Below are 23,444 nucleotides of genomic sequence, written 5' to 3' on the forward strand. Positions count from 1 at the left end.
TTCTACTGTTCGCATGCGGTGGCAGGGTCAGGCGGTCGACGAGAGGGACGGCGATGCGCTCCCCGGGCTGGAGTCGATGGGCGGCCTGGTGCGCAGCGTGACGACCCCGGAGTTCCAGGGCATGACCTTCCACGAGGTCCTGGCGAAGTCTGCGCTGAACCATGTCCCCGGCAGCTCCACGATGCCCTTCGACTGGACCGTCAACCCGTATCGGGGCTGCAGTCATGCGTGCGTCTACTGCTTCGCGCGCAAGACGCACGAGTACCTCGACCTCGACTCGGGCGCCGACTTCGACACCCAGATCGTCGTGAAGGTCAATGTCGCCGAGGTGCTGCGGCGCGAACTCGCGAAGCCCACGTGGAAGGGCGAGCCGGTCGCTCTGGGGACCAACACCGATCCCTATCAGCGCGCCGAAGGGCGCTACCGTCTCATGCCCGAGATCATCGATGCGCTCGCCTCCCACGGCACGCCGTTCTCCATCCTCACCAAAGGCACGCTGCTGCGCCGTGACCTCCCCCTGCTGGTGGATGCCAGGGCGAAGGTACCGGTCCGCTTGGCCATGTCGATCGCCGTACCCGATGAGGCGTTGCGACATGTGCTCGAACCGGGAGCGCCGTCATTCACCGCGCGGCTCGAGACCGTGCGGGCTGCCACCGCCGCCGGGTTCTCGGTGAGCGTCTTCCTCATGCCGATCGTGCCGCACCTGACCGACGCCGTCGAGATGCTCGACGATGCCCTCGCCCGCATCGCCGCGGCCGGCGCCCGGCGGGTCGTGTTCGGCGCCATGCACCTGCGCCCGGGCGCGAAGCAGTGGTTCTGGCAGTGGCTCGAGCGCGAGCGTCCGGATCTCGTGCCGGTGTATCGCGGCCTCTATCCGGGCGCTTCGGTGAGCGCCCCGCAGGGATACCGGAAGCTGCGCGCGGCCCGCGTGCGTCCGCTGCTGCGCCGGCACGGACTCGGCGGCGGCGTGGAGGAGGAGGTGGAGAACCGGCCGGCCCGCCCCGGCCCGGTCCTGCGCACGAAGCCGCGGCCGCAGCCGGTCGCGCCGACGCTGTTCTGAGCCGCGGCGGAACATGCCAGCCGGTCAGGGCCAGCCGGTCAGGACACCGACCGATCAGCCCGCGCCGGACTCCAACTCCGCGCGCAATCGCTCGCCGATGTCGCGCATGCGCGCCAGCACCTGATCGCGCGTCGCGTCCCGCTCGTCGGCCGGCCAGTGCGCGAGGCACGCATAGGCGACGGTGCGGTCGCCGGCCGTGATGACACCGGCATCCACGCGCACCCCGGCATCCGTGCCGGTCTTGTTGATCACCGCGAAGCCGCGGTCCGGTGCCTGGTGTGCGAGCGGATCGAGCCCGAAGGCCGCGGCGACCATGCTGTGGTCGACGCCCGCCGAGAGCCAGGCCAGCACGCGTGTGGCGACGGGTGCCGGCACACCGTCGGCGCGGACGAGACGGGCCATGAGCGTGGCATACCCGCGGGCGCTGCCGGTGCTCAGCGTCGGCGGCTCGTCAACCGTGCGCTCGTCCCGCACGATGTCGTGCAGTGCCGGCCCGGTGATCCCCAGTTCTTCGGCGACCGCGGCGACGCGGGCGAGGCCGCCCAAATGCGCGATCAGCACGTTGGTGGCGAGATTGTCCGAGCACATCCCCACGAGCGTGGCGACGTCGTGCAGGGTGAGGATCGCGGCATCCAAGTGCTGCCAGATGCCGGAGTCGGCGACCGGGGCGACGCTGTCGCGGTCGAGGAGGTCGCCCGGGCGGAGTTCCCCGCGCTCGATGCCGAGCGCCGCGGCGAGGAGCACTAGGATCTTCGCGGTGCTCGCCGACGGCAGGACGAGGTCGGGGTTCTCGCTCACGACGGGCGGCTCGGGCCGATCGACGCGGAACGCGTGCACGCTCCAGCGCACGGCGGCGGGTTCGATGGACGGCATCCTCTCACCCTACGGATGCCGGGGCCGTGTTGACCCGGTCGGTGCGCCCCGGCGAACACCGCGACAGCGCCGGAGGCCCGAAGGCTCCCGGCGCTGTCGAAGACCGTGGCGGTCAGGCGTCGACGTCGGCGAGCTGGCGCCCGGCGAGCTCTTCGAGCAGGTCGTCGCCGAGGCGGGCCTCGTCGAACGGCGCGTCGATCTCGGCGCGGTCGAGCATCTCGGTCATGCGTCGGCGACGCTGACGGGTGATCAGCGTGACGACAGTGCCCGAGCGGCCCGCGCGGCCGGTGCGGCCCGAACGGTGCAGGTAGGTCTTGTACTCGTCGGGCGCGTCGGCCTGGATGACCAGGTCGATGTCGTCGACGTGGATGCCGCGGGCGGCGACGTCGGTAGCGACCAGCACGTCCACGCGACCCGAGGTCAGGCGCTCGAGGTTGCGCGTGCGCTTGGCCTGGTTCAGGTCGCCGTGCAGCGCGACGGCGCGGATACCGGCATCGTCGAACTGCTCGGCCAGCATCTCGGCGTAGGCGCGGGTGCGGGCGAACACGAGGGTCTTGCCGGCGCGGTCGACGAGCGACGTGAGGATCTCGGCCTTGTCGCGGTGGTCGATCACGAGCACGCGGTGGTCGATCGTGCCCGAGTCCTGGTCTTCACCGGCGACCTCGTAGACGGCCGGGTCGACGAGGAACTCGTCGACGAGCGCAGCGACCTCACGGTCGAGCGTCGCCGAGAACAGCAACTTCTGGGCGCCGTCCTCGACCAGGCGCAGGATGCGCTGCATCGGCTCGAGGAAGCCGAGCTCGCTCATGTGGTCGGCCTCGTCGAGCACCGCGATGCGCACCTCGGAGAGGTCGAGCTTGCCCTGCTCGTGGAGGTCTTCGATGCGACCGGGGGTGCCGATGATGATGTCGACGCCCTTCTTGAGCGCACCGACCTGACGCGCCTGCGGCACGCCGCCGTAGATCTGCGTCGTGAACAGGCCGACGCTGCGCGCGATCGGCTGGATCGTCCGGTCGATCTGCAGCGCGAGTTCGCGCGTGGGGGCCAGCACCAGCGCCTTCGGCCTGCGGCCGAACTCGCGGCGCTGTCCGGCCTGGCTGCGCAGGATCGACTCGACCAGCGGGGCGCCGAACGCGATGGTCTTGCCCGAGCCGGTGCGGCCGCGGGCCAGGACGTCCCGGCCTTCGAGGATCGGTGCGATCGTCGCGGCCTGGATCGGGAACGGGGATGTCGCACCCATGTCGGCCAGGGCCCGCACGATGTTGTCGCCGAGCCCGAGGCTCGCGAAGGTCACATCGGCGACCTCTTCGGCCTGGACCGCCTCGGCCTGCAGCTTCTCGTGCACGACATCGACGTGCTCCTCGTACGCCTTGGCCTTCGCGTCGGCGTTCCAGTCGGAGCGGTTCGGGCGGTCGTCCCGGCGGGGACGTTCATCGCGGCGGGGACGGTCGTCGAAGGTGCGGTGCGGACGGTCGTCCCGACGCGGACGGTCATCGAAGGAACGGGCCGGACGGTCGTCGCGACGAGGACGGTCATCGAAGGAACGGGCCGGGCGGTCGTCGCGACGGGGACGGTCGTCGAAGGACCGACGCGGGCGGTCATCGAAGCTGCGCTTCGGGCGGTCGTCGAACGAACGGGCCGGACGGTCGTCGAAACTGCGGCGCGGACGGTCATCGAACGAACGGGCCGGACGGTCGTCGCGACGGGGACGGTCCTCGAAGGACCGACGCGGACGGTCGTCGAAGCTCCGCTTCGGGCGGTCATCGAACGAGCGGGCCGGACGGTCATCCCGACGGGGACGGTCCTCGAACGAACGGGCCGGACGGTCGTCGCGACGGGGACGGTCATCGAAGGACCGACGCGGACGGTCGTCGATGCCACGCTTCGGACGGTCGTCGAACGAGCGCGGCGCGCGGTCGTCGAACGAGCGGGGCGCACGGTCGTCACGGCCGCCGCGGGCGTGGGTGCGGATGCCGCGAGCCTCGTCCCGGCCGGCACGCTCCTGCGCCGTCCAGCGCTGCTTCTTCGCCGGTGCCGACGCCTCCTCGGCGCGGTAGCCGCGGTGGCTGGGGCTCTTGCTCCCGGGCTTTCCGGCGGACGACTGGCCCGGGCGACGCTTGGCGTCCTGGTAGGCGGTCTTCTTGCCGTAGCGGGGCTCGAAGTTCTGAGCGCGGCCGCCGGCGGGCTTCTTGTTCTTGGGCATGGGTGTGTCCTTCTGGGTTGTCTCGTGCGAGAACAGCACTCCTCAAGTCGCGCCGAAGCGCGGCCGCACACGCGGCATGGAGTTACCCGGACATGTCGTCGGCCGGGGGCCATTCACAGTGATGGTCGTCGGAGCGGATTCGCTCCCACCATCGGCCCCTTGGACTCACAAACCCATCCGCGCAGCACGCGGTGTCCAGAGCCGACCGCCCCACTCTACAGCCCGACCCTGGGAGATCGCCTGTCGGTCACGGCACCGGCATCCGCCTGGGCAAGCTGGCACCGAACCCGATGACGGCGTCGAGCAGGATGTCGTCGCGCAGTATCCGGTTGTGGCCCAGCCCGCGGGTGCGCAGCATGCGCGCGGCCGGGTGCGCGGCGACGATGCGTTCAGCCTCGCCGAAAGGCATCATCCGATCGTCCTCGTCGTGGATGACCAGCACGGCCGTCCCCGGCGGCAGCGCGGCGTGCTCCACGGACAGCCGGGCGGTCCAGTCGTGGATGTAAGTGTGCCGACCCGATGAGGCGCCGTGGGCGGGGGCGTCGAAGGCGACGACGCGATAGCCTTCCGCGACCAGTTCGCGCGCGAGCGTGGCGAATTGGCTGGCACGGCCGTTCCAGCCGTGTATGAGCACCACGGTGCGATCGCCGTCGCCCCACTCGTAGGTGACGACTTCGGCACCGGCGCCGTCGACGCCGCGCACACGCAGGTGAGAGCGTCGCGCCCGCCACATGGTGGCTTCGTCGTCGCGCGAGACCGGAACAGGTCGGGCCACCGCCATGAACGAGGGCAAGGCGAGCCGCGCACCCCAGGACGAACACGAACGATCGTACGGTAACATCGGAGGGTGCCACAAGAGGAGATCGACGGCCGCCGCGCGCGGGGCGACGAATCGCGGCGCGCGATCCTCTCCCGCGCGGTTCACACGGCGTCGGTCGAGGGTCTCGACGGGCTGACGATCGGCCGGCTGGCAGAGGCCACCGGTCACAGCAAGAGCGGGATCGCGACCCTGTTCGGGTCGAAGGAGCAACTGCAGCTGGCGACGGTAGCGGCCGCGCGTCAGATCTTCATCGACACGGTCATCGCGCCGGCGCGCTCGGAAACACCCCAGGGTCTGCGTCGGCTGTGTGCACTGCTCACTGCGTGGTTCTCATACTCGCGAGAGCGCGTGTTCCTCGGGGGCTGCTTCTTCGCCGCCGCATCCGTCGAAGTCGACGCCAAACCGGGTCCGGTGCGCGATGCCATCGCCGAAGCGACCACCGCGTGGGAGGGTTACCTCGCCATCTGTGCCGAGCACGCGGCCGCCGCGGGTGAACTCCCGTCGCTCGACGATGCCCGTCAGCTCGCGTTCGAGCTCACCGCGATCCTCGAAGCAGCCAATACCCGGTCACTGCTGCACGTCCACGAGGAGCCGTATCGGCGCGCGGCCACCGCGGTGCGCACCCGGCTGCAGGCCGCCGGCGCCGACGCCGCGCTCACAGCCACCATCGACGCCGGCTGACTCCCGGGCCTCGGCCCACCGGCATCCACCCGATGTCCCGAGCCGCGGTGGTGTTCGCCGCATCCGCTCGCCAGCCGCCTACCTGTGAACGAACCGCCCAGCTACGTACCGTCCGAAGGTGGGCGGCTCGTGCAGAACTGGGCGGCTCGCGGACATCGGCCGGCGGGACGCGGTCACTCGGAGCGGCGCGGGTCCTCGTCGGTGGTGAGCGTCTCGGAGTCGGGCCCCGGGGCGTCGTCATGGGTGCCGTCGAGAGGCAGCTCGATGTCCGGTGATTCTTCGATCACCGGATGAAGCTCGTCCGGTCGAGGTTCAGCGCCGGCATCGAGCATCAGCTCCGGCTCCCCTTCCGGCTCGGCCGGCGGCTCGGGCTCGGCTTCGGACGCCTGCTCGGCATCCGGCTCGGGCTCGCCTTCCGGATCGGCAACGGCCTCCGCCCCGAGCGCCCCCTCCGACTCCGACTCCGACTCCGACTCCGCAAGGGTCTCCGCCTCCGGCTGCACTGCGGGTTCGCCGGCATGCTCGGCCTCCGGCACCACCGCACCCGCAGCATCCACCTCAGCCCCCGGCACCGCGGCATCCGCCACCGAATCCGGCGCGACGACCACGACGGGGGCTGCCACGACGGGGATGCCCCCGGTGGCGGCGGCCTCGAGGAGCTTGCGCTCGCGACGCGTGGCGGGCTGGGGCGCACCGTCGGCTCCCACGGTGATGCCGGCCGGGATCGCCATCGGCACCGGCGCCGGCACGGTCTCGCCGCGGCGGGCGGCCCGGCGCTCCTTCGCACCTTCGACGAGGTTGTACAGCGTGGGCAGCACGAGCAGCGTGAGCACCGTCGACGAGATGAGGCCGCCGATCACGACGATCGCCAGCGGCTGCGAGATGAAGCCACCGTGTCCGGTGATGCCCAGCGCCATCGGCGTGAGCGCGAAGATCGTCGCCAGCGCCGTCATGAGGATCGGGCGCAGACGGCGCGCGCCGCCGGCGATCGTGGCGTCGTGCGCCGACAGGCCCTTCTCGCGGTACTGGTTGACGAGGTCGACGAGCACGATCGCGTTGGTGACGACGATGCCGATGAGCATGAGCACACCGATGAGCGAGGCGACGCCCAGCGGCACCCCGGTCGCGATCTGCAGCAGGACGGCGCCGGTCGCCGCGAACGGCACCGACACCAGCAGCAGCAGCGGCTGGCGCAGCGACTTGAAGGTCGCGACCATGACGATGTAGACGATCAGGATCGCCGCGAGCATGGCGATGCCCAGTTGGGTGAAGGCATCCTGCTGCTGGGTGAGCACGCCGCCGATCTCGGCGTCGGCTCCGGTGGGCAGGTCAGCGCCCTCGAGCGCGGCGGTGACGGTCGCGCTGGCCGTGGTGAGGTCGTCGCCGGCGGGCGTGACCATGACGGTCGCCGTGCGCTGGCCGCGCTGGGTCGTGATGGATGCCGGGCTCTGGCTCTCGGCGACGGTGGCGACCTCATCGAGGCGGATCAGACCGGTCGCACCGGCGATCTGGAGTTCCTTCAGCTCGGCGATGGTCGCGGGGATCTCCGCCGCCTGCAGGAAGACGGTCACGCCGGTGCCGTCGATCTCGACGGTGCCGATCTGCCGCGGCTGCATCGTGTTCGACACGAGCGCACCGACCGCCACCTCGGACAGCCCCAGCGCCGCCGCCTTCTCGCGGTCGACGGTCACGGCCACGAACGGCAGCGACGCCGACAGGTTCGAGGTGACCTGGCTGATGCCGTCCTCACCCTCGAGCGCGGCGACGACCGCGTCGGTCGCCCCGGTGAGGGTGGCGGCGTCGGGCGCCGTGACGTCGACCTCGATGTCGGTCGACCCGAATCCGCCCTGACCGGCCGAGACGGTCACCGTACCCACGTCGTCGAGGTCAGCGACGGCCTGCTGCACCTCGGTGCGCAGAGCCTCCTGATCGGCGTCGGGGTCGGTCGTGATGGAGTAGGTGATCCCGGCGCTGCCGCCCGAGAAGGCGTCCACGATGGCCGAACCCGTCGACCCGATCGAGGTCTGCACGGTCTCAATGCCGTCCACGCCCAGCAGCGCCTCTTCGACACGCGCCGCCGCCGCGTCCTGCGCGTCGAGGCTGGCCGCTTCGCCGAGCGACTGGGTCACGGTGAAGGTGTTCTGACCCGAGTCGCCCAGGAAGTTCGTCTTCATGTAGGGCGCCGCCGCCACGGTGCCGGCCAGCACGAGCACGGCGAGCACCAGCGTGATCCATGAGTGCTTCAGCGTCCACCGCAGGATCGGCAGGTAGCTGCGCTGCAGGCGCGTCGGCGGTGCGTCGGGATGCTCGGGATCGATCACCCGGCCGTTCTCGTCGCGCAGGGCCTTGCCCGGTCGCAGGAACCAGTACGCCAGCACCGGCACGATCGTCAGGGACACCAGCAGCGACGCCGACATCGCGATGGTCACCGTCATCGCGAACGGCCGGAACAGCTCGCCGGTCATGTCGCCGACGAACGCGATCGGCAGGAACACGGCGACGGTGGTGATGGTGGATGCCGTGATCGCGGCCGCCACTTCGCGCACGGCCAGCAGGATGGCGGCCCGCTTGTCGGCGTCACCGACGTAGTGGCGCTTGATGTTCTCGATCACCACGATCGAGTCGTCCACGACGCGGCCGATGGCGATGGTGAGTGCGCCGAGGGTGAGGATGTTCAGCGAGTAGCCGAACGCCTGGATCCCCACGAACGTGATCAGCACGCTGGTGGGGATCGAGATCGCCGTCACCAGCGTCGAGCGCACCGACAGCAGGAAGACGAGGATGACGAGCACCGCGAACACGAGGCCGAGCAGGCCCTCCTGGGCCAGCGCCTCGATGGACTGCTCGATGTAGGGCGCCTGGTCGAACACGATCGTGAACTCGGCGTCGTCGCCGATGGCATCCTGCAGGTCGTCGATCGCGGCGGTCACCGCCTGCGACACCTCGACGGTGTTGGCGGCCGGCAGCTTCGTGATCGAGATGGTGAGGGCGGGTTCGCCGTTGACCCGCGAGATCGAGGTCACCGGGTCCTGATCGAGCGTGACCTCCGCCACATCGCCGACGGTGACCTCGCCGGCGGCGAATTGGTCGGCGTTGGTCGGCACGAGCGGCAGCGCCGCGATCTCCTCGACCGAGGCCAGCTTGGTGCCCGTCTGCACCGTGAGCGTCTGCTCCCCCTCGGTGACCGACCCGCCGGGGAACAGCACGCCGTTCTGATCGAGGGCGTCGGTGATCGCGGTCTGCGTGTACCCGGCCGCGGCCAGCGCCGCCTGGTCGGGCACGATCGTGACGCGCTCGCCCTGCCCGCCGACGATCTGTGCCGCCGCGACCCCGTCGATGTCTTCGAGATCGGGGATGGTGGCCGTTTCGAGCCGCCCCTGGATGGTGCGCTCGTCGTCGTAGCCGGTGACCGCCAGGGCGATGACGGGCAGGTCGTCGATCGACAGGCCCACCACGTTGGGCTCGACGCTTTCGGGCAGGCTCGACTGGATGCGGTTGATCGCCTGCAGGATTTTCTGCTCGGCGGTGGCCAGGTCGGTGCCGTACGCGAAGGATGCCTGGATGATGGACGCGTTGGTCGTGCTCGTCGCACTGGTCGACTCGAGCCCGGGGATGCCCTGGATCGCCTGTTCGATCGGCGTTGACACATCGTTGTTGACGACGTCGGGCGAGGCGCCCGGGTAGGTCGTGATGACCGACAGCGCGGGGAACTCGATCGACGGGATCAGTTCCTGCTTCAGGTTGGTGAGCGCGAGCCCGCCGAACACGGCGGCCACAATCGTGATCAGGGCGATGAGCGCACGGTTCTTGAGGCTCAGGACGGCGAGGTTCGACAAGGGAGACCTTTACGAGCGTTGCGGGGCGATGACCGAGATGGGCCGATACACGGATGTATCGGCTCAGTATCCCATGAACACCCGGTCCGACCTGGGAACCGTCCCGAGACCTGTCACCTGGGCCGCAACCCGCCGATCACCCGGGCAGCAGTCCGCCGATCATGAGTCCGAGCCCGGCCGCTATCGCCGCCAGCGCGAAGGTGCCGAGCAGGTTCACCCACGCCCAGTCGCGCCGCCGATGCTGGGCGAGCAGCACCGCCTCGACCGACACGGTGCTGAACGTCGTGTATCCGCCGAGGAGTCCGCCACCGAGGATCACGAGCCAGGCCGGACCCAGCGCCGTGCCGAGCCCGGTGAGCAGCCCGAGCGCGAAGGCGCCCGTGATGTTGACGACGAGGATGCCGGCGGGGAACGCGTTCTTCCGGCCGCGCATGACGAGCCCGTCGACGAGATAGCGGATGCCGGCGCCCAATCCGCCGCCGACGATGAGCGCGATGATCTCGAACGTGCTCATTCGGCGTCCTCGACCGGTTCGACCTCGTCGGGCACACCGGCCCACCGCCGCCCGACGACCAGGCCCACCCCCGCGGCGAGCACCCCGCCGAAGATCGACACGAGGATCAGCAGCAGCCCGATCACCGGTGCCGCGGTGAAGGTGGTCACCGCATGCACCGCGAAGGCGCTGTAGGTGGTGAACCCGCCCAGCACGCCGGTGCCGAGGAAGACCCGCAGCCGGGGATGCCGGCCGTCCAGGCCGGCGACGACCAGGCCCAGCAGGAACGAGCCGGCGATGTTGATGACCGCGGTGATGCCCGGCACGAGCAACGGGTGCGCTCCGTCGGCGAACGGGACCGTCATCAGCGCACGCGCAGCGACGCCGACGGCACCGCCGACGACGGCGAGCAGCAGCGCGACGGGCGAGAACCAGCGTGTGGATGCCACGGCCTCACGCTAGAGGCGGATCACCCCAGAAGCAGGGCACGGATCGCCGATTCGGGTGAGATCGAGGTGTCGAGCACCCGGCCGCGCGCATACTGGCGGAACACCCGCGGGTCGATGTATGCGCTGCGGGCCACGGCGGGGGTGTTGCCCAATGCCTCGGCCGTCGCCCGCACCGCGAGCGCCTCGGCGCGCTTGCGGTCGCTCTTGGTGTCGACCGTGCCGATGCGGGCCAGGGCGTCCGCGGCGAGGATCGTGCCGCGCAGCGTCCGGAAGTCCTTCGCGGTGAATCCGCCGCCGGTCACCGCCCGCACGTAGTCGTTGACCTCGCGGGCCGTCACCGGCACCCGCCGCCTGCCGCGCTGGTACGCCAGCAGCGCGGAGTGGCTGCGGCCGGCGACCAGCAGCAGCATGACCACGGCCAGGTCGTCGTCGTCGATCTCGAGCGCCTGCCGCTTGCCGCTCTTTCCCGGAAAGGTCAGGGTGGTGACACTGCCGTCCACCACCGCGTCCCGGCGGCGCAGGGTGGTCAGTCCGCGGCTGCCGTGGCGCTCGAGGTAGCGTTGGCTGCCCACCCGCAGCGCGGCTTGATCGAGCAGGCGGAACGAGGTCGCCAGCACGCGCTCCCGGTCCAGCGCATCGCGGCGCAACGACACCGTCACCCGCCCGCGCGCATGCGGCAGCGCGGCGGCGAGCGCGAGCGACCGGGTGAACTTGCTCTTGTCGCGCCGGGGCGCCCAGTCCGGGTGGTACAGGTACTGCAGCCGCCCCGCGCCGTCGATGCCCGTGGCCTGGATGTGCCCGTCGGCGTAGGGACAGATCCACACATCGCGCCACGCGGGCGGGATCACCAGGGCCGTGATGCGCTCGCGCTCCTCCTCCGGCAGTGGGTCGCCGTCGGCATCCACGTATCGGAAGCCGGAGCCGGCGCGCAGACGGCGGAAGCCGGGGTCGTTCCCCGGCCTCACGCGGCGTAACCGTGGCACGTCAGTGGTTGCGCAGCATCGAGATCAGCTCGGCCTTGCGCTTGCCCGAGTACCCCGAGATGCCGAGCTCCTTCGCGCGCCCGCGCAGCTCGTCCACGGTCCAGTCTTCGTAGTCGCCGGCCTTGCCGCCGCGGCTGCCGACCTTCTTCCGCCCGTCGCGGGCGGCGGCGTTCGAGATGCGCGCGGCCTTCTCCTTGGAGGCGCCGTCGTCGCGCAGCTCTTCATAGAGCTCGGGGTCCTTCAGGCTGTTCGATCCGCGTCCGCGAGGCATGGCCTTCTCCTTCTCCTTGGTCGATCGGCTCACGCTACGACTCGCCGCGAACACCCCACGAGGGGGTTGACGCGCGTCACGGCGGCCATTAGCACCGCCGAGAAGACGGCGTCAAGGGCCTGTCGGCGCACACCGTCTCCGCTCTACCGTCAGTGACACATCGATTCCGCACGTGCCCACACAGTAGCGTCGGAAGAACGGGAGAGAAGACATGAACATCGCCCTCCTCATCATCATCGTGGTCGCGATCGTGCTGGCCATCGTCGGTGGCCTCAACTCGGCGCTGAACTGGTTGCTCTGGGTTGCGATCATCGTCGCCGTCATCGCGCTGATCGCGTTCCTGTTGCGGGTGGTCCGCGGCGGCACGCGTACGTGACCGCCGGCTAGCGAAGCGCCCTCCGGAAGCCATCCGGAGGGCGCTTCGTGGGCGTCACAGCTGCGCCTGGACGTAGACGCGCAACGCGTCGCGCACGAATTCGGCGCCGGCCTGCCCGCCGTAGTTGGCGGCGAAGCGCGGGTCGGCGACGTACATCTCGCCGAGGCCGGTCACGTACCCGGCCAGGTCGCCGTCGGGGCTGGATGCCGGTGTCCCGGGGATGCCGGTGAGCCAGGCGATGTGGCGTTCGGCCAGGGCCTGTGCCTCGGCGCTGTCGGCCGCGATGCCGCGTGCCGCGGCGTCGCTCCAATCCTCACCGAGCTTCTGGGCCCGCTCCTGCCACGCGGCCTTCTCGTCGGCGCCCATCGAGCGCCACCACCGATCACTGTCGGCATAGGCCTTCTCGCCCCAGCGCTGCTCCACCTCCTGCTTGTACTGCGTGTGGTCGAAGCCGTCGAACATGTTCTCCGCCATGAGCGGCTCTCCTCCTTTCAATGCGGCGATGGTCGCCTCGACCGACGCGATCTGTCGCGCCAGCCGGTGCTGCTCCTCGCGGAGCCACGCGAGGTGGCCCGCCAGCGCGTGCTCCTCGCTCGAGGCCCGCGCGAGGATGTCCGCGATCTGGGGCAGCCCCAGTCCGAGCTCCCGCAGCAGCAGGATGCGCTGCAGTCGCACGAGCGCCCGCTCGTCGTAGTACCGGTAGCCGTTGCTCCCGATCCGGGACGGGGCCAGCAGCCCGATCTCGCCGTAGTGCCGGAGGGTCCGGCTCGTGGTGCCGGCGAGTTTCGCGATCTGCTGGATCGACCATTCGCTGTTCATGGGAATCACGTTAGAGGTTGACGTTGCGTCAAGGTCAAGCCCGTGGCATCCACCCCTCTTGACAAAGTCGAGATATATCGTGTTATCGTCGGTCCAACGCGATATATCTCGAATCGCCCTCACCATCCAGGAGAACTCATGACCCTCGAGAAGTGGCTCATCCAGCCCGGGCAGACGCGCGTCATCGACCTTGAAGACGTCCGCAAGCTCAAGATCGGCCTCGTCGGCGGTCAAGTCGACGTCGTCGCCCACAACGAACCCGGCGTGCGCATCGAAGTGCACTCGGTCACCGTCAAGGACCTGCGCATCGAAGCCGACGGCAGCGCGGTCGAGATCGACCACGCACAGCTGCGGTGGGACAACTTCCTCGAGGCGTTCCGCAACTTCGGCAGCGGCGGCCCGAAGGCCGAGATCAGCGTCGCGGTGCCGCGCAGCGTGGCGCTCACGCTCGGCGTCGTCAGCGCCAGCGCCCTGGTGTCCGGCCTCGAGACCGACGCCAAGCTCAACACCGTGTCGGGCGACATCATCGTCGACGGCCTCTCCGGCGACCTGTCGGTCAACGCGGTGTCCGGTGACGTGCAGGTGCGCGGCCTGTCCGGTTCGCTGAGCGCCAACTCCGTCTCGGGCGACATCGCCGCCACCGGCACGATCCGCAAAGCCGACATCGACACGGTGTCGGGCGCGGCGCTGATCGACTCGGACGGCGCGATCCAGTCGGCCGGGTTCAACACCGTCAGCGGCGCGGTGACGCTGCGGCTGGACGAAGACCTGCCCGCCAACTACGTGCTGCGCACGGTGAGCGGCCGCCTGCTGGTCGACGGCAGCCTGCAGCAGGGCACCGGCGGCATCGGCGCCAACTTCACCGGCTCGGTCGGCGAGCTCAGCGGCTCGTTCGTCGACGTGCGCGCCAACACCGTCTCCGGTGACATCACGGTGCTGCGCCGCGAGCCCGCCGGCGCCGAGCCCGGCGACGCTCCGACCCCTGAGGAGTGGTGATATGCCTCCCGTCTTCTCCCACGGCGACCTGCGCCTGTACCTGCTGAGCCTGCTCGACGAGGCGCCCCGCCACGGCTACGACCTGATCCAGGCGCTCTCGGACCGCACCGGCGGCACCTACACACCCAGCGCCGGCACGATCTACCCGCGCCTGGCCAAGCTCGAAGAGGACGGCCTGGTGACCAAGACCGTCGACGGCCGCAAGACCGTCTACGAGATCACCGAGGCCGGCCGCGCCGAAGTGGCCGCCCGCGCCGGCGAGCTCGAAGGCATCGAGGCGGGCCTGGCCGACAGCGTGCGGCTCATCGCCGAAGAGGTGCGCGGCAGCGTCCGCGAGGCGATGAAGAGCCTGCAGGCCGACCTCGCCGCCGCGGCGCACGCCGACCGGTCGGGCAAGGCGTTCGGGCCACCCGCCGACCGCGCCGACGACCCGCGTGTGCTCTCCCGCGAGCAGCTGCGCCGCGCCGACGGGCTGATCTCCGAGTTCCGCGCGAACCTGCGGGCTGATCTGCGCACGCACGTGGCGCACGGCGGCGCACTCACCGCCGCGGTCGTCGACGAGCTGTCGGCCGCGCTCGACGAGGCCACACGCACGGTGACCCGCGCGCTCCGCGGCGACTGATCCCGCCCCGCGAGACGCCTACCTGCGTACGAGCCGCCCACGTGTGGACGGTACGCAGGTAGGCGTCTCGCGCAGAACTGGGCGTCTCGCGGCGGAAAGGCACGGCCTAGACGAGGGCGCTAGGAGTCGGGCCAGAGGTCCTCGTCGTCGGCGGCGGGTTCGCCCAGCGGCACGACGAGCACCGGGCGCGGCTGGCGGTGCGCGAGCCGCGCGGCGACCGAACCGGTGAAGAACTCCCGGATCGACTCGCCGATCCCCCGCTTGCGCGTCCCGACCACGATGAGCCGGGCGTCCGACCGCTCGGCCAGGTGCTTGAGCGCCAGGGCCGGGTCGCCGACCAGCTGGCGCACGGTCCACTCCACGTCGCTGCCGGCGAGGACGTCCCGCGCCGCCTCCTGGATGGCGGTCAGCTGCGACTCGCCGGTGGCGAGATCGAGGTCGATCGGCGCTGAATGCACGTAGCCGTCCGGGTCCTCATACGTCACGAACCGGGTGACGTCGACGTGCGTCACGATCAGCGGAGCGCCCAGCAGCTTGGCGTAGCGCGACGCCTCGCGCAGCACCCGCGGCGACTGATCGGGGATCACTCCCACGATGACCGCGTGCGGCGGCACGGGCAGCTCGTCGGACGGTGTGGCACCGGGCACCACCCCGGCATCCACCTCGTCGGAACGGTCGTCGGACATGTCGGCAGCCATCCTTCCCCGCGCATCCGACCCCACTCGAACCCTGCGCGGTCCGCGATGGGCCGGGAGCGCCGTGTTATTCTGAATGCTACTCTTCCCGGCGTTGCGCCGGACGTTATTGCAACGGGCGCAGCAGCCAGCCCGCAATTTAGAAATGAGGGGGTCAGGCATGGGGCGTGGCCGTCAGAAAGCGAAGCACACGAAGATCGCTCGCGAACTCAAGTACGACACCTACAACGTGAATCTTTCCGCGCTGGAGAAGGAGCTCGCACACCACAGCGACGACCAGTACGTCGACAAGTGGGCCGACGAGTACGAGGACGAGAAGGCGTAAGCCTCCGTCCGCTCACCAGCGACCGCCGCGGCGCTCCCACTCCTCTTCGACGGTGTGGGTGCGAGCCGCGATGAAGCCGGCGGGGATGGATGCCGTGATCACTACGGCCAGCAGCCCCAACGGCCCGATCCACGACCCCGTGAGTTCGTGGAGGACTCCGAACGCGAGCGGCACCATCGCCGCGATCGCGTAGCCGATGCTCTGCACGAAGCCGCTGAGCGCGACGGCTGCCTCGTGCGTCCGCGTGCGCAACCCGAGCAGCACCAGCGCGAGGGGGAAGTACAGGGGCGTGAGGCCCAGCAGGGTGACCCACAGCCAGGGGGCGACCCCCGGCGCGAACATCAGCCCGGCGATGCCCCCGAACACCCCGAGCAGGGCACCGGCGGCCGCTTCATCGAGCCCGCCCCGGTCGGTCAGCAGCTGCGGCAGCCACATCGCCATCGTGTAGACCGCAGCCGACGACGACCCGAACGCGAGCGCGAGCGCCCACGCCATGGGAATGCGAGACATACGCCCGAGGATCGATGCACGCGGAGTCGCGACGCTGACGTCCGCCGCCCGGCGGGCGTGGTTCGCCAGGCCGGCCCACGGGATGACCGCGCCCACCGCGATCACCGCCCACACGCCGAGCGAGACGCGCCAACCCGCGGCGTCGGCCACCGGCACGGCGATGAACGCCGGAACGAACACGGCCAGCGAGAGCACGGTCGTGTACACACCCGTCACCAGGAAGATGCGATCGGGGAAATACGCTTTCACGAACGGCGGCAGCAGCACATTGCCCACGCCACACGCCGCGAAGACGAGGGCCGTCGCCAGCAGCAACAGGCCGGCGTCCGGCGCGAGGGCGCGCGCCAGCATGCCGACCGCGGCGACCACGATCGCGACCAGGGCGAGCCGCTCGAGGCCGAGCCGCCGTTCGAGCGCAGGGGTCAGCAGCCCGAAGATCGCGAAGCACACCGGCGGCGCACTGCCGATGAGACCGACGACCCATGTCGGCACGGCGAAGTCGGCTTCCGCCCGCGCGAGGACGGGTGACAGCGATGCCACCGCCGACCGCAGCGAGAACGCCAGCAGGAGGACACCGGTGACGGCCATGGCCCGGCCACGCCATAAGGGCCGGGGCGCGGGGGTCATCAGGCAAGCCTAGGCGGCGCGGCGGGAGGCGACCCCGCAGGTCACGACGGGATACCCAGCGCCTTCGCTTTGCGGTAGATCGTTGCGCGGGATATGCCCAGCAACTGTGCAGCTCTTGTCCGATTCCCGCCCGTTGCTACCAGGGCGCGGTGGATCGCATCCTGCTCAGCCGCGACCATGAGGCCGCGCTCTTCGAAGGCGCGGATGTGCGGAGGTAGGTCCGCGACACGGGCGACTCCCTGCCTGCGTTGCGCGCACACGTGGGCGACGGTGTGATGCAGCTCACGGAGATTGCCCGGCCACCCGTATTGTTTCAGGATCGCGAGCGCCCTGGCCTCCGGCCGCACCGTACTCGCTCCTTCGCGGCGCGCAAAGCTTGTCCAGAGCTCTTCGATGTCGGCTGGCCGTTCACGCAACGCCGGGACGTGGATCAGATGTGCACCGAGCTGCTGTGCAAGCGGCTCGGCGGCAGGGCGCGACAGCAACGATGCTGTCAGCGTTACACCGGCTGCCGTCGGCGTGTCCTGGACCAGCGCACGAAGGTTCTCGAACGACGGCCTACCGAGCATGTCGACATTGCTCACGACGAGCCGTGCGCGTCCGTTCAAGGCACGCGAGACACGCGCGAACCATCGCTGCGCGCCATCCGTCTTGTATCGGGACGCATCGATGACTTCGACGTCGTCGGGAACTGCAGCACCATGCGGGGCACCGGTTGCGAGCGACGTCCGCCCACTGCCGACCTCACCGGCGATCACCAACGGCTTGCGGCTCGCCCGCGCTCGCGCAGCGGCACGCACGACCTCTCGCCACTCAACGGCGTTGCCGACCAGCTGAGTAACGCTGCCTGCGGGGAGGGGGCGGAGTCTGATCCGCACGAGGTGATGGTCGAGCCCGTAGGAACGGACCGACATCTCGACGTCACCGAGCGATGTTCCAACGCGCACGTGGCCTCGCCCTTCGGCCCGGCGCGATGCTTCCTGCAGCAGCGCGACGTCCGCGGGGCTGAAACGCCGGGCGGCACTGTTCTGCAGAAGTGTGCCGTCAGCCATGAAGCCGATGACTGCTTCGGGCTGGAGGCCGGCCCCGGTCATGAAATCATGAATGAGGCGATCCGCTCCCAACTCGAACATACCTCCCACCGAGCTCGTCAGGCGCCGTCGGGCGCTGCCGCATCGCTAGGCCGCGAGGGGCCGTCGAAAACCTGCCGAAACCTCAAGAGCTGCCGATCACGCCATTGCACACGGTCGCCCCATTGGTCCGCGGGCAGCACTGCGCGTCGCTGCTGCTCGACGTCCGCAACCAGCTGCGTGGTCCATGGGTCATTCTGGCCGCGCTCCGCCCCCATACGCGCATAGGCCGGACCCATCTTCTCTGCGTGTGACGCGATGCCGCCGCGGGTGTTCAGATCGATCGTCTCGAACGGGCCGATGAACGCCCAGCGACGCCCGAGCCCGTCGCGCATGACGGTGTCGATGTCTTCAACCGTTGCCACCCCGTCACGAACGAGGCAATACGCTTCACGCAGCACGGCGCCCTGCAGCCTATTGAAGATGAATCCCTCGACCTCCCGCCGCACCAGAACCGGCCGCATACCCGCTTCGCGGTACAGGGACATGGCCTTGTCCACGATGTCTGAGCGCGTGCCGGGCGTCGGAACGACCTCAAGCGCGGGCAGAAGGTACGGCGGATTGCCGGGGTGCCCGACGAGCACCTGATCAGCGCATGCCAGACCATCGGCAATGAGCGACGGGGCGATCGCCGAGCTCGAACTGGCAAGCACCGTCGAGTCGTCGACCAGCTCGGCCATATCGGCGAACAGCGCGCGCTTGATCTCGATGCGCTCGGGCGCGCACTCCTGTACCAACACGGCCGCGTACACGGCTTCCGCGAGTTCGTGGACGAACCTCACCCGTGCGCGCGCCGCGCCGAGCTCCGCAGACAGCAGTCCGGCCTCGTGCAGCATCGCGAGTCGCGTCTGAAGGTCAGCAGTCGCTCGCGGTTCAGCCGAGGGATCCGGATCCCACAGCCGCACCTGCCGCCCGCCGGACGCGAACAGCACGGCGAACGCGACGCCGATCGACCCAGCGCCCAGAATCGCGACGTGACCTTCGTTCACTGGACAGCCTCGAAGGAACGGTCACCCCGGTAGGCGCGTCGTAGCACATCGAGCGCTTCGGCCTTCCCCATCGGCCGGGGATTGTTGGCAAGAAGACGTGTCGAGAGCATCGCTTGCTCGGCAATGTGCTCGAGGTCCTTCTCCTGCACGCCGAGTTCGACAAGGTCGGCAGGGACACCGAGTGCGGCGAGAAGCGCGTCGACGCGCTCAATGCCCGCCCGCGCCTGCGCGTCGAGCGGATCGTCGCGATCCGCGACGCCCAGCAGTCTTCCGAGCTCGGCGAATACCGAGACCCGAGCCGGCAGGTTGAAGCGCATGACGTAGGGAAGCAATGCCCCCACACCGAACCCGTGCGGCGTGTGGGTCAGACCTCCGATCGGGCTCTGCAGTGCGTGAGCTGCAGCCGTGCCGGCTGTGTTGAGAGCCATACCGCCGCAGTACGCCGCGAGCATCGTGTCGGCACGTGCGGCAATATCGGAGGGGTCGGCCACGACGCGCTCGATGGACGCGTTGAGTAGCTCAAGCCCGTACCGGCAGTACACGTCCGTCAGCAGATTCTTCCCGACGTACAAGTGCCGGCGCATGTCTTCCAGCGAGGGGTTCTTCGCTACATCCGTGAATGACTCGACGAGGTGTGAGAGCGCGTCGGCGCCGGTCGCGGCGGTGAGCCCGGGAGGAGCCGTCAATGTGAATTCAGGGTCGATGATGGTCGCCACCGGCTCCAGGTAGGCGCTCGCGACGCCCACTTTCACCTCCCGCTCGGTGTCGTAGACGACACTGATGCACGACACCTCGGCACCCGTGCCCGCGGTGGTGGGCATAGTGATGATCGGCAGCGCAGGCGCATCGACGAGATTCTCGCCGTAGTAGTCGCGCACATCGCCCCCCTGTGCGAGCACGAGCGCCGTCACCTTGGCCATGTCCATGCAACTGCCGCCGCCGAGGCCCACGACGACGTCGATGTCGCTGTCGGCGAACCGTTCTACGGCCCGCTGCACAGTCTCGCGGGGAAGCTCCGCGTCGACCTCGCCGTAGACGTGCGCGCTCAGCCCGGCGGCCTCGAGATCGGAGATCAGCGCTGTGAACTCCGACGTGGTCGTCATGCGCGCGTCGGTGACGACGAGAACGTGCTTCCCGTGCTCGGCCGCGACCGCCGGAAGGTGGACGCGCTGCCCCGGTCCGAAGATCACCGTCTTGGGCTGCCGCAGCAGACCGAGTCGGATATCGTTGCGATTCTCGTTCATGCGAAGGCACCTTCCTCATCGACGGTCAGGGCAAGGTAGTGCGGCTCGAGGAACTCATAGATTCCGTCCTGTCCCGCTTCCCGTCCGATGCCGGACGTCTTCGTGCCACCGAACGGTGCAGCCGGATCCGACATGATTCCGCGGTTGATGCCGACCATCCCGAACTCGAGACGCTCGCCGACCGCGATCGCGCGTGAGACGTCACGCGTGAACACATATGCGGCAAGGCCGTACATCGTGTCATTCGCGAACTCGAGCGCCTCGGCGACGGATTCGACCGTGTAGAGCGCTGCAACGGGCGCGAACATCTCTTCGTTGCAGAAGTCGTAGCGCTCCGCGCCGAGCGACAGGATCGTCGGCTCGAAGAAGAATCCTGCGCCGGCGACGACGTTTCCGCCGAGAAGAACCTCGGCTCCGGCGTCCGTGTAGCGCTTGAGCAGGTCCACGACACGGTCGCGCTGGCGCGCGGAGATGACCGGTCCGACATCGGTTGACTCATCGAATCCGTCTCCCACGCGAAGCGTCCGCGCAGCGTTCACAAACTTCTCGGTGAATTCCTTCGCGATCCCGCTCTGGAGGATGATCCGGTTGGCTGCCACGCACGCTTGTCCCGCGTTGCGAAACTTGCAGGCGATCGCCTCCCGAACTGCCAGGTCCACATCGGCGTCGTCGAGAACGACGAACGGTCCGTCTCCACCCAGCTCCATCGATGCGTTCACGATCCCGGGAGCGGCCTGACCAAGCAGGCCGGCGCCGACGCCCGTTGAACCGGTGAAGCTCACCTTTCGCAGACGCGGGTCGCCCATGATGGCCGTCGAAACATCACCCGTATGGCGGGTATGGATGAGGTTGACGGTCCCGGCCGGGAACCCCGCATCGTGCAGAACCTGGGCGAACAGCGCTTGGGTCAACGGGGTGTCTCTCGCGGTTTTCAGCACGATTGTGCATCCGGCGCCCAGAGCCGCGCCGGCCTTGCGTGCAGACATGAGCAGAGGGAAATTCCATGGCGTCACCAGATAGCTCGGACCGACTGGTTGGTGACTGACGATGACACGGTACCCGCCCGGCGATCCCTCGGCGTAGGTGCCGTGCAGGTGCGCGACCTGCTCTGCGAACCAGAGGAAGAAGTTGGCCGACAGGTCGAACTCGCCTCGCGACTCGGCCAGCGGCTTGCCGCTCTCGAGCGTCATCGTCTCGACGAATGCTTCTTTGCGCTCCAGAAGCAACCGGTGTGCGCGGTGCATCAGGTCTGCACGAGCTCGCGGCGCCCAACGACTCCAATCCGCCTGCGCTGCGGCAGCCGCTTCAAGCGCCCGCAGGGCATGATCGACCGCCGCACTGGTCGGCTCGGCGACAATCGCTCCGTCGGCAGGATTGATGACTGCGTAGCGATCATCCGTCGTGACCCACGCACCGTCGATGAGCAGGTCGAGCGGAATATCGTGTCCACGCAGAGTCGCGATACGCGATGCCATCTTTTTCTCCTTTGAACTCCGGGATGCCGCGCTCTAGTGAGGCGATCACTCGTCAGTGTATCGTATTCACGTAATACCGTATTACGAGATGACACTGATACTGGCGTCGCATATACTGCCCTCCACAGGTACCTGCTGCGCGACAGCGTCAGCATCAGACCGGGAGGCACAATGACGTCGCACATCCTTCACCCCAGTGAAATCGACGATATGAAGGAATCGATCCTCAGCGACGCAACGGCCGCTGAGGTATTCCACCCCGACGGCTCTCGGACGAACGCCAGCCAAGCCATCGTCGACAGCTGGTTGCGTTCCAAGGCTGCGGTCGGAATGCCCGAGCAGATCACCGACGTCCCCGTCGTCGCGGAGAGCCTGCTTGACGACGCTCTGCTCGAGATGCTGCACACGCCCATGGCCAGTTTCGCGCGTTCGCTCGAGGGCACCGGTGTCGGCCTTCTCCTGGCTGATCCGCAGGGTCGCATTCTCGACCGTTGGGCCGGGAACGCGCATGGAATCCACCACCTCGACCGCGTTGGTACGGTGCGCGGTGCCGTGCTCGCGGAGGACACGGTCGGGACGAACGGTGTGGGCACGGCACTCGCCACGCGCAGACTCACCCAGGTCGTGGCCAGCGAGCACTACTCCGAGTTCTATCGAACCGCGGTCTGCACCGGCGCTCCCCTGATCCACCCGATCTCCGGGAATCTGCTGGGCGCTGTCACCCTGTCGTGCGAGGTCGCCCCCCAGACCGAGTTGCTCCGCGCGCTCACGCGCACGCTCACCACGAACCTCCAGCAGCACATGATGACGATGGAACAGCCAGGGACGCGCCAGATGCTGGATGAGTTCCTTCGCCACTCTAGCAACGGCACGATCCCCGTCATCGGTTTCGGGGCCGAGGGTCTGCTCGTGCAGAACACTCAAGCCAGTCAATTCAGTCCCGTTGATTTCCTTCTGATCCGTCAGGCCGCTGCGGAAGCCGATTCCCGCGGTCGTGCGGTGGGGGAGACATCCATCGGCCGAGTGAACCTGCAGATCGACCGGTTCCCCGGTTCGGGCAATATCCTCGTGCATGTCACTCCGGCCAGCACACCGACGCGTCCGTCGACCTCGACGACCCGACCGGACGTACAGCCGCTCGTCGGCGCTTCCAACGAGTGGCGCGAGACTCTCCAACAGATCTCGCGGGCGCGACGCACGTCCCGTCCTCTCCTCGTCGTGGGCGAAGCCGGCAGTGGCAAGACCTCGCTGGCCTTGGGCCACGCGCACGCGCCCGCGCAGGTCACCCCCGAAGTGGCCGTGCTCGATGCGGCCAGAATCCCACTTGTCGGGCTGGGGACGTGGTTGCAGCAGCTCGAAGCGCACCTCGAGCACCCCCTGCGGCGAATCGTCGTGCGAGGAGTCGAAACAGCCGAGTCTCGGGCGCTCGACGGCATCCGTTCGCTCATCACCCCGATCGCGCGACCGTATCGCATCACCTTGACAGCGACGACGACGTCTGCCGACGATCGCCAGGCGGAGATGCTCGCTCTCGATCTGGGTGCCCACGTGGTCGCCGCGCCCCCTCTGCGCGACCACCCGAATGATATCGCGGCGCTGTGGCGCCACTTTGTTCGCAAAGAGCAGCCCGATGCTCATGTCACGCTCAGTCCGGACGCGCTGCGCGCCTTGCAGCGACACAGCTGGCCCGGGAACCTCCGTGAGCTCCAGACCGTTGTCTCGCAGGTCCTCTCCCATCGTCGGTTCGGAGAGATCGCGCGAGATGATCTTCCCGAGTCCGTGCGGCAACCGCGCACGACGGGGTTGATCGAGCGCGTTGAGGAGGAGGCGATCCGTCGAGCCCTGCGCGAAGCCGGAGGGAACCGTTTGCGCGCGGCGGAGATCCTCGGCGTCTCCCGAGCCACCATCTACCGCAAGATGAAGAGTTACAACCTCTCTGCGTGAAACGGGCCGCCGACACATCGCCT

Annotated in this window: 22 protein-coding genes; 7 read left to right on the forward strand and 15 right to left on the reverse strand. The window is 69.1% G+C overall.

Features of this window, described 5'->3' with window-relative positions; translation table 11 throughout:
• Nucleotides 1–13 precede the first annotated feature (13 nt).
• Nucleotides 14–1,060, forward strand: coding sequence for an Rv2578c family radical SAM protein (locus tag ACQ143_RS13675; RefSeq protein ID WP_449571257.1), 1,047 nt, complete (start codon nucleotides 14–16; stop codon nucleotides 1,058–1,060).
• Nucleotides 1,061–1,114: 54 nt separating this feature from the next.
• Here the strand turns inward: ACQ143_RS13675 and ACQ143_RS13680 are convergent, their stop codons facing one another.
• From ACQ143_RS13680 to ACQ143_RS13690, 3 genes are all read right to left on the reverse strand, one after another.
• Nucleotides 1,115–1,933 carry a serine hydrolase gene (locus ACQ143_RS13680; protein ID WP_449571258.1) on the reverse strand — a complete coding sequence of 273 codons (819 nt, stop codon included), beginning with the start codon at nucleotides 1,931–1,933 and terminating at the stop codon, nucleotides 1,115–1,117.
• Nucleotides 1,934–2,045: 112 nt separating this feature from the next.
• A complete protein-coding gene (locus ACQ143_RS13685) occupies nucleotides 2,046–4,136 on the reverse strand; it encodes a DEAD/DEAH box helicase (RefSeq protein ID WP_449571259.1) in 2,091 nt (696 codons plus the stop codon).
• 247 nt (nucleotides 4,137–4,383) lie between these two features.
• Nucleotides 4,384–4,839 (reverse strand): alpha/beta hydrolase, encoded by a 456-nt coding sequence (locus ACQ143_RS13690; RefSeq protein ID WP_449571260.1) that lies wholly within the window; start codon nucleotides 4,837–4,839, stop codon nucleotides 4,384–4,386.
• Nucleotides 4,840–4,983: 144 nt separating this feature from the next.
• Between ACQ143_RS13690 and ACQ143_RS13695 the strand changes: the two genes are divergently transcribed.
• Entirely contained in the window at nucleotides 4,984–5,637 is a 654-nt protein-coding gene (locus ACQ143_RS13695; protein WP_449571261.1) for a TetR/AcrR family transcriptional regulator, read from the forward strand.
• 173 nt (nucleotides 5,638–5,810) lie between these two features.
• Here the strand turns inward: ACQ143_RS13695 and ACQ143_RS13700 are convergent, their stop codons facing one another.
• From ACQ143_RS13700 to ACQ143_RS13720, 5 genes are all read right to left on the reverse strand, one after another.
• The gene (locus ACQ143_RS13700; protein ID WP_449571262.1) at nucleotides 5,811–9,473 is read right to left on the reverse strand and encodes an efflux RND transporter permease subunit; all 3,663 of its coding nucleotides are present in this window, start codon (nucleotides 9,471–9,473) and stop codon (nucleotides 5,811–5,813) included.
• A 136-nt stretch (nucleotides 9,474–9,609) separates the two neighbouring features.
• Nucleotides 9,610–9,987 (reverse strand): fluoride efflux transporter FluC, encoded by a 378-nt coding sequence (locus ACQ143_RS13705; protein ID WP_449571263.1) that lies wholly within the window; start codon nucleotides 9,985–9,987, stop codon nucleotides 9,610–9,612.
• Complete coding sequence (locus ACQ143_RS13710) at nucleotides 9,984–10,415, reverse strand: fluoride efflux transporter FluC (RefSeq protein WP_449571264.1); 432 nt, start codon at nucleotides 10,413–10,415, stop codon at nucleotides 9,984–9,986. The genes ACQ143_RS13705 and ACQ143_RS13710 overlap by 4 nt, the downstream gene beginning before the upstream one ends.
• A 20-nt stretch (nucleotides 10,416–10,435) precedes the next feature.
• Complete coding sequence (locus ACQ143_RS13715; protein ID WP_449571265.1) at nucleotides 10,436–11,398, reverse strand: DNA topoisomerase IB; 963 nt, start codon at nucleotides 11,396–11,398, stop codon at nucleotides 10,436–10,438.
• A 1-nt stretch (nucleotide 11,399) separates the two neighbouring features.
• On the reverse strand, nucleotides 11,400–11,669 hold the full coding sequence (locus ACQ143_RS13720) for a DUF7218 family protein (RefSeq protein ID WP_449571266.1): 270 nt from the start codon (nucleotides 11,667–11,669) through the stop codon (nucleotides 11,400–11,402).
• A 211-nt stretch (nucleotides 11,670–11,880) separates the two neighbouring features.
• Between ACQ143_RS13720 and ACQ143_RS13725 the strand changes: the two genes are divergently transcribed.
• Nucleotides 11,881–12,045: a hypothetical protein gene (locus ACQ143_RS13725; RefSeq protein ID WP_449571267.1), complete on the forward strand. Its 165-nt coding sequence runs from the start codon at nucleotides 11,881–11,883 to the stop codon at nucleotides 12,043–12,045.
• A 54-nt stretch (nucleotides 12,046–12,099) separates the two neighbouring features.
• Here the strand turns inward: ACQ143_RS13725 and ACQ143_RS13730 are convergent, their stop codons facing one another.
• A complete protein-coding gene (locus tag ACQ143_RS13730) occupies nucleotides 12,100–12,864 on the reverse strand; it encodes a MerR family transcriptional regulator (RefSeq protein ID WP_449571268.1) in 765 nt (254 codons plus the stop codon).
• A 138-nt stretch (nucleotides 12,865–13,002) separates the two neighbouring features.
• Between ACQ143_RS13730 and ACQ143_RS13735 the strand changes: the two genes are divergently transcribed.
• Entirely contained in the window at nucleotides 13,003–13,860 is an 858-nt protein-coding gene (locus ACQ143_RS13735; protein ID WP_449571269.1) for a DUF4097 family beta strand repeat-containing protein, read from the forward strand.
• A 1-nt stretch (nucleotide 13,861) separates the two neighbouring features.
• Nucleotides 13,862–14,482: a PadR family transcriptional regulator gene (locus ACQ143_RS13740; RefSeq protein ID WP_449571270.1), complete on the forward strand. Its 621-nt coding sequence runs from the start codon at nucleotides 13,862–13,864 to the stop codon at nucleotides 14,480–14,482.
• A gap of 119 nt (nucleotides 14,483–14,601) precedes the next feature.
• Here ACQ143_RS13740 and ACQ143_RS13745 read toward each other — a convergent pair whose 3' ends face one another.
• A complete protein-coding gene (locus tag ACQ143_RS13745) occupies nucleotides 14,602–15,168 on the reverse strand; it encodes a universal stress protein (protein WP_449571271.1) in 567 nt (188 codons plus the stop codon).
• Between the two features lie 169 nt (nucleotides 15,169–15,337).
• Here ACQ143_RS13745 and ACQ143_RS13750 point away from each other — a divergent pair, with 169 nt between their 5' ends.
• Nucleotides 15,338–15,502, forward strand: a complete 165-nt coding sequence (locus ACQ143_RS13750) for a DUF3073 family protein (RefSeq protein WP_449571272.1) — start codon at nucleotides 15,338–15,340, stop codon at nucleotides 15,500–15,502.
• Nucleotides 15,503–15,514: 12 nt separating this feature from the next.
• On the opposite strand, the gene ACQ143_RS13755 is transcribed toward ACQ143_RS13750, so the two are convergent.
• From ACQ143_RS13755 to ACQ143_RS13775, 5 genes are read right to left on the reverse strand one after another with little or no spacing between them, the layout of a single operon-like run.
• Nucleotides 15,515–16,639, reverse strand: a complete 1,125-nt coding sequence (locus tag ACQ143_RS13755) for an MFS transporter (protein WP_449571273.1) — start codon at nucleotides 16,637–16,639, stop codon at nucleotides 15,515–15,517.
• Nucleotides 16,640–16,680: 41 nt separating this feature from the next.
• Complete coding sequence (locus tag ACQ143_RS13760) at nucleotides 16,681–17,772, reverse strand: helix-turn-helix domain-containing protein (protein WP_449571274.1); 1,092 nt, start codon at nucleotides 17,770–17,772, stop codon at nucleotides 16,681–16,683.
• 17 nt (nucleotides 17,773–17,789) lie between these two features.
• Nucleotides 17,790–18,758: a 3-hydroxyacyl-CoA dehydrogenase gene (locus tag ACQ143_RS13765; protein ID WP_449571275.1), complete on the reverse strand. Its 969-nt coding sequence runs from the start codon at nucleotides 18,756–18,758 to the stop codon at nucleotides 17,790–17,792.
• Nucleotides 18,755–20,002, reverse strand: coding sequence for an iron-containing alcohol dehydrogenase (locus ACQ143_RS13770; RefSeq protein ID WP_449571276.1), 1,248 nt, complete (start codon nucleotides 20,000–20,002; stop codon nucleotides 18,755–18,757). The genes ACQ143_RS13765 and ACQ143_RS13770 overlap by 4 nt, the downstream gene beginning before the upstream one ends.
• Nucleotides 19,999–21,477: an NAD-dependent succinate-semialdehyde dehydrogenase gene (locus ACQ143_RS13775; RefSeq protein ID WP_449571277.1), complete on the reverse strand. Its 1,479-nt coding sequence runs from the start codon at nucleotides 21,475–21,477 to the stop codon at nucleotides 19,999–20,001. Before ACQ143_RS13775 ends, ACQ143_RS13770 begins: the two co-directional genes overlap by 4 nt.
• 171 nt (nucleotides 21,478–21,648) lie before the next feature.
• On the opposite strand from ACQ143_RS13775, the gene ACQ143_RS13780 reads away from it, so the two are divergent.
• Nucleotides 21,649–23,421: a sigma-54-dependent Fis family transcriptional regulator gene (locus ACQ143_RS13780; RefSeq protein WP_449571278.1), complete on the forward strand. Its 1,773-nt coding sequence runs from the start codon at nucleotides 21,649–21,651 to the stop codon at nucleotides 23,419–23,421.
• Nucleotides 23,422–23,444: the final 23 nt, after the last annotated feature.

This window comes from Microbacterium pollutisoli (assembly GCF_053586795.1).